General features: G+C 74.1%; 7 protein-coding genes and 1 pseudogene. 1 reads left to right on the plus strand and 7 read right to left on the minus strand.

What is annotated here, in order from left to right:
* A pseudogene (locus ND747_RS19685) lies at positions 1-1655 on the plus strand (hypothetical protein); the annotation flags it as partial.
* A 145-nt stretch (positions 1656-1800) separates the two neighbouring features.
* Here the strand turns inward: ND747_RS19685 and ND747_RS19690 are convergent.
* From ND747_RS19690 to ND747_RS19720, 7 genes are all read right to left on the minus strand, one after another.
* Positions 1801-2886 (minus strand): hypothetical protein, encoded by a 1086-nt coding sequence (locus tag ND747_RS19690; protein ID WP_251735287.1) that lies wholly within the window; start codon positions 2884-2886, stop codon positions 1801-1803.
* 184 nt (positions 2887-3070) lie between these two features.
* On the minus strand, positions 3071-3442 hold the full coding sequence (locus ND747_RS19695) for a lycopene cyclase domain-containing protein (RefSeq protein ID WP_251735288.1): 372 nt from the start codon (positions 3440-3442) through the stop codon (positions 3071-3073).
* Positions 3439-3801 carry a lycopene cyclase domain-containing protein gene (locus ND747_RS19700; protein ID WP_251735290.1) on the minus strand — a complete coding sequence of 121 codons (363 nt, stop codon included), beginning with the start codon at positions 3799-3801 and terminating at the stop codon, positions 3439-3441. The genes ND747_RS19695 and ND747_RS19700 overlap by 4 nt, the downstream gene beginning before the upstream one ends.
* Before the next feature lie 22 nt (positions 3802-3823).
* The gene (locus ND747_RS19705) at positions 3824-4528 is read right to left on the minus strand and encodes a thiamine phosphate synthase (protein WP_251735292.1); all 705 of its coding nucleotides are present in this window, start codon (positions 4526-4528) and stop codon (positions 3824-3826) included.
* Positions 4491-4718 carry a sulfur carrier protein ThiS gene (gene thiS, locus ND747_RS19710; RefSeq protein WP_251735294.1) on the minus strand — a complete coding sequence of 76 codons (228 nt, stop codon included), beginning with the start codon at positions 4716-4718 and terminating at the stop codon, positions 4491-4493. The genes ND747_RS19705 and thiS overlap by 38 nt, the downstream gene beginning before the upstream one ends.
* 68 nt (positions 4719-4786) lie before the next feature.
* Positions 4787-5110, minus strand: a complete 324-nt coding sequence (locus ND747_RS19715; RefSeq protein ID WP_251735298.1) for an Rv2175c family DNA-binding protein — start codon at positions 5108-5110, stop codon at positions 4787-4789.
* 96 nt (positions 5111-5206) lie between these two features.
* A partial coding sequence (locus ND747_RS19720) for a Gfo/Idh/MocA family oxidoreductase (RefSeq protein WP_251735296.1) occupies positions 5207-5920 on the minus strand: 714 nt, incomplete at its 5' end.

Consider the following 5920-nt stretch of genomic DNA (forward strand, 5'->3'; position numbering starts at 1 on the left):
CCCTCGGCGCCGAGCTGGACGAGGCTCGCGAACGGCTCGGCGCGCTCCGCGAGGAACTACGCTCCGCCACCGAGACCGCCCGCCGGTTCGGGGCCGCCCCGCTGGCCGCCGAGCGTGCTCCCGCCACCCTGGCAGCCGCCGCCGAGCTGCTGCGTGCCGCGACCACCGCCGTCGACCGGGCCGAGGCAGCCCATGCCCGGGCCCGGGCCACCGGCGAGGCCCTGCTCGAGGGAGCCGCGCGGACCACCGAGGAGCTCATGGCACTGGCCGCCGTGGCCGAGAGTCTCGCCGACCTGCCTGTCGCCCGGCCCGCGCACGCAGAGACGGCAGGGACCGCAGGGACGGCAGGGGCCGAGCAGACCCCCGAGCAGACCGCCGCCTTCGACGGGGATGCCGTCAGCGCCCGGGAGCAGGCCCGTTCGCTTCGAGCCGCCTGGCGCGACAGCGCCGCGGCCCACGGCCAGGCCGCGGCCGACGTGCGCACGGCGGCCGAAGCCGTCACCGCGTGGGCGGCGCGCGACGAGTTCGACGCGGTCCGTGCCCCGGCCCGCCGCCAGATGATGCGTGCCGGGCAGGACACCGTGGCCGACTCGGCCGTGGCCTGGTCGGCGGCGCTCGAACCCCGACTGCGCAGCCTCTCCGATGATCTCGCCCACATCGGCCGCAACCGCGAGGCCATCGTTGCCCGGCTGGAGGGCATGGTCCGGGCGGCCCTCGGCACGCTGCGCGCCGCCGGACGGCTCTCCCGCCTGCCCGAACGGCTCGGCGACTGGTCCGGCCAGGAGTTCCTGCGCGTCACCTTCGCCGAGCCCGACGACCGGGAGCTGACCGAAGCCCTCGGCCAGGTGGTCGACGAGACCGCCGCCGCAACCGCCAGCACCACCGGCACCGCCGGCACAGGTGCCCGCGCCCGGACCAGCGCAGCCGCCGGCAGCACGGTCGGGTCCGCGGCCACCCGGGCCGGTGTTCGCCGGGACGGGATGGGGCTGCTGCTGCGCGGGGTGCGGGCGGCCCTGCCCCGCGGGGTGCGGGTCGAGATCCTCAAGCCGGACGCGGTCCTGCGCACCGAACGAGTCCGGGTCAGTGACCTCGGGGACGTGTTCTCCGGTGGCCAGCAGCTCACCACGGCGATCATCCTGTACTGCACGATGGCGGCGCTGCGCGCCAACGACCGCGGGCAGGTACGCGCCGCCCACGCCGGAGTGCTGTTCCTGGACAACCCGATCGGCCGAGCCAGCGCCGGCTATCTGCTGGACCTGCAGCTCGCCGTCGCCGACCGGCTCGGCGTCCAGCTCGTCTACACCACCGGCCTGTTCGACACGGCGGCGCTGTCCGCGTTCCCGCTGATCGTCCGGCTGCGCAACGACGCCGACCTGCGCGCCGGACGCAAGTACCTGCGGGTCGCCGAACGTCTGCGGCCCGGCCTGACCGCGCCGCCGGCAGCGACCTCCTCGGCGCCCATCGGCACACTCACGGCCACCCGGCTGTTCGCCCGCCCACGCCCCGCACCCGAAGCCGCGACCGGCCGCACGACGCCGGCGAAACCTGCCATCCTCGCGGAAGCGACCATTCCGGCGAAACACACGATGCCAGCGGAACCCGTGGTGCCAGCGGAACCCGCGATGGCCGCAGAACGTCGGGACCAGGGGAGTTGAGCTGGCACTACTCGTCTCGGTAATGGTCATTCGCGGCCAGGCAGCCAGCATGGGGCTTGGCTCGCGACGGTCAGCCTGACATCATAGGGCACGCCGCCCGGCACCCCCCGAGCCGGGCGGCACCATCATGTTCGGGCTCGGGTGATCAGGGCGGGCAGGGCAGAACGGTGACGCTTCCCGATGCCTGCGCGGTCCGTCCGGTGATGCCGGTGACGACAGCGGTGTAGGCGATGGTTCCGGTGCCCTGGGCGACGAGGCTGGCTGTCCAGGTCGTGCGGTCGCCGGCCGCGGGGCCGAGGGTGAGCGGCTGGTCCAGGGCCCGTCCGTCGGGAAATGTGCCGGTCAGGCGGGCGGACTGGATCCCGGTCTCGTCCACGGCCGTCACCGTTACCGTCGTCGTGTCCGTGCTCCCGGCCGCCGCGGCGGCGCCCTGCGCAGCTCCGGTCCCGGCAGCCGCGGTTCCGGTTCCGTCGGGCGTGCCTCCTACGGTGGTGGCATCCGTGCGAGAACCGGTGGTCGCGGCCGTGGCGGCACTGCCGGCGGCAGATGCCGGGCAGCCGGCCCGGGTGATGCGCGCGGGGGCCGCGGTCGCCGACTCGATCCGCGGCGAGCCGTCCACCCGCGCGGTGATCCGCAGATTCCCGCCGCCGGTACCGTTGCCGGCGTCCACCGACACCGAGACGTCCACTGCGCCGACCGGCGCCGCCGCCCGGTTCAGGCTGATCACCAGTGCCGTGCTCGCCCCCGGGCTGACCCGCGGCGAGTTCGGCACGACGGCCAGCCACGACGGCGTCCGTCCGACGACGACGTCGACCGGTGCCGTTCCCTCCCCGCGCAGATCCAGCCGCCAGGTCGAGTCGACCGCGCCGAGGTCCACCCGGGTGGTGCTCAGCCCCAGCACCGGACCGGCCGGCCGGGGGGTCCGCGGACCGCCGGTAGTGGTCGGCCGCCGCGCCGAGGCGCCGCCGGTGGCGCTGTTGTCGGCGCCGTCGGGGCTGGTGGGCTGGCCGTCGGGGGCACCGCTGAGCGCGGCATCGGGGGCAGAGGCACCACGGGGTGCACCCCGGCTGGGACGCGGCGAGCCGGACGTGGCGGTGAGCACGTCGGGTGGCACGGTGCCGCTCATCGACCGCCGCTCGCCCGGTGTGCCGGCGCGGCTCTGATGGCCGCCTTCGTCGAGGCGCAGCCGCACCAGTACGAGGCCGGCAACCACGACGACAAGAGCCAGCACCGCGGCGCCGATCCGCCCCCACCGGATCGGCAGGACGCGACCCGAACGCCCCCAGGGCGACCGGTGGCGCCCGGTCGGAACGGCATCTCCCGCAACATCCCGCGTCATTAGGCTCGAGGCTAGAGCGACAGGTCAGCTCCCCAGGGCCAAATGACTCGTTCCTGTCACCACGTAGCCCAACAATTCACTCAGTTTCGTGGAGGTCACGCGTCTGCTGTGGTTTGCTGGACGACCCATCGTCGTTACCTGGGTGGCGACTGTCGGTGAGGCGGCGTCCCCACCAGACCCACCAGGTGAGCGTCCAGACGACCAGGGCAAACCCGAACAGCAGATCCTCGACCGGGGCGAACACGATCCGCGGCCCGAGAATCGTCCCGGGGTCGTAGCGGACGATCCGCACCCCCGTCAGCAGCCCGTTCGCGGCCAGCTGACCGCAGATGACGATCGCGTACGACACCCAGAACACCCGCCGGGTCAGCAGCCGCGTCCGCAGCACCCACAGGTCTGCCGCCACCGCCCCCGCCGCCCCCAGCACCGCCAGTACCGTGTAGCTCACGCCGACCCGGCCCCGTCCCGTGGCTGATCCGGCGGTTCGTCGCCGACGGTCCAGCCCCGCACCGCCCGGACGGCCTCGAGGGTCAGAATCGCGCACACCGGGACGACCACGAAGAACAGCAGCTCGTCGAGCGGCAGCCGGCCCGGCAGGTGGATCCCGGTGATGTGGCGCGGGTCGAACGTCCACTGACCGGCCGCGATCGCGTACACATCCCAGCCGACGAAGACAACGAGCACCGGCAGCAGGGTGAGCACCAGCCGGCGTGGCCGCGCGTAGACCCGGGTGCCGAGAAACAGCTCCAGCGGTGCCGTACCGAGCAGGCAGCCGAGCAGAACTGCCAGGTAGGCGAGATGACGCATCGGACGAGGGTGCTCCGGCGGGTCAGCTGGCGCGCAGGCGGCGGGCGAGATCGGCGGCGACCGCTCCCGGGTCGGAGGCGTCGGTCAGGGCGCGCACGACGACGACCCGACGCGCCCCGGTCGCCAGGATGTCATCAAGTGTGTCCGGTGCGACGCCACCCGTGACGAACCATGGCTTGGCGCCGTCCGCGAACGGCGGGGCGTGCCGAGCGGCCAGCCGTGGCAGGCCCAGCCCGACCGGTGGGCGCCCCTCCTTCGTCGGGGTGGCGTGCACGGGGCCGACACACACGTAGTCGACGTCGGGATCGTCCAGCGCGGTCAGGAACTCCTGCGAGCTGTGGGTGGACTGCCCGATCAGCACGTCCGGCCCGACGATGCGGCGGGCGAACTCCGGCGGGATGTCGTCCTGCCCGACGTGCAGCACGTCGACCCCGGCGAACGCGGCGAGGTCGGCCCGGTCGTTGGCGCTGACCAGAGTGCCCCGGCCGGCCCCGGCGGCCTGGATCCGGTGCAGCGCCCGCACCTCGTCGGACCATTCCAGGGCCTTCTCCCGCAGCTGGACGAGATCAACCCCGCCGCGACCGGCCGGACCGATCACCGCATCCAGGAACGGGCTGAACTCGGCCCGCCGCGGCGTGCACAGGTAGAGCCGGGCGTCGGCCAGCCGCCGCAGCCGCTCGGCCCGCGGCTCAGCCCCCGGCGACGGCACGGACGATCTCCAGAACATCGCCATCGGCGAGCCGGGCCGCAGCGGCCTCGGAGGGCGTCAACGCATGCCCGTTGTGCTCGACGACGACCGACCCCGGTCGTAGTCCGAGGGCGACCAGCAGTTCGGTGAGTGCCTGCCCCTCGACGACGAGCCGAGGCTCCCCGTTGACGACAACCGCCACGGACGCCGTGGACGCTGGACTGCCCATGCCCCGACCTTACGGCAGGGTTGGTCGCGCCGGGAACCGATCCGGTCAGCCGCCGGTCAGCGGCGCGGTCAGAACGCCAGCGCCTGCGCCCGGCGCTTGACCTCCCGGCCGCGGTTCTCGGCCAGAGCCTGCATCGGCGTGCCGGGCAGGCTCGGATCCTCCCGGAACAGCCAGTCCAGCGCCTCGTCGTCGCTGAAGCCGGCGTCGGCCAGCACGGTGAACAGACCCGGCAGCCCCTTGACCACCACACCGTCCTGGATGAACTGCGCCGGAATCCGCAGCACACCGCCCTCACGGCGGGCCAGCAACGTACGGTCGTTCACCATCTGCCGGACTTTGGTCACCGGAATCCGCAGCTGTTCCGCGGCGTCGGGCAGGGTCAGCCAATCCACGACCAACAGTAAACACCCATGCCGCGGCACCGCCGCGCGCGGTGACCGGCAATACCCCCGCGGAGGCCGACGCCGGCCGTCGCAGGCCGTCCGGGCTCAGAGCGGGGTGACCGACTCCCCACCCGCCGCAACCGACGTGGCGGCGGCGGCCAGCACGGACACCACCGGACGGGCCGCCGCCACGCCCAGCTCCGCAGGCAACGGCCAGCCCGACACCAGCAGGTCCGCGAGCGCACCGTAGAACGCGGCCGTCGACCCGCCGCCGCCCAGGGCTGCGCCGTCCGGCAGCGACCTCGGGATCGGATAGCGGGTCCAGACCCCGTCCGCCGTGACCTGCAGCACCCCACCCGCGGCATCCCCGCCAGCGCCGAGACCGCCGAGACCGCCGAAACCGCCGAGACCGCCGAAACCGGCGAGACCGCCGAAACCGGCGAAACCGGCGGCAGGACCGGCCGCCTCCTGACCGGCCGGGTCGGCCTCGAGGATGAGGCTGCCGGTGGTGCCGAGGACTTCCAGCGCCGGGCGGGGCCAGACGGTGAGGCCGGAGACGGTGATCTGGGCCTGCGCGCCGTTGGCGAAACGCAGCTGCAGGCTGGTGTGGTCGGCGTTGCTGACGTGGTGCCAGACCCGCTTCACGGCCGTGGCGCCGACACTTTCGACCGGCGCGTCCACCAGGGCCACGACCTGTTCGACGGCGCCGGTCGCGTGGGCGAACACCTGCCCGCCACTGATCCGCGCGTCGTCGCGCCAGCCACCGGCCGGCCGACGCCAGCCGCCGCGGTGCGCCGCCAGCAGCAACGGCTCGCCGAC

This window comes from Frankia sp. R82 (genome assembly GCF_023716925.1).
Taxonomy (GTDB): Bacteria; Actinomycetota; Actinomycetes; order Frankiales; family Frankiaceae; genus Frankia.

Coding starts and splice junctions, on each gene's coding strand:
- ND747_RS19700 (WP_251735290.1), bottom strand. CDS start 3,801: ATGCGTCATCTCGCCTACCTGGCAGTTCTGCTCGGCTGCCTGCTCGGT.
- ND747_RS19705 (WP_251735292.1), bottom strand. CDS start 4,528: ATGTTCTGGAGATCGTCCGTGCCGTCGCCGGGGGCTGAGCCGCGGGCC.
- thiS (WP_251735294.1), bottom strand. CDS start 4,718: ATGGGCAGTCCAGCGTCCACGGCGTCCGTGGCGGTTGTCGTCAACGGG.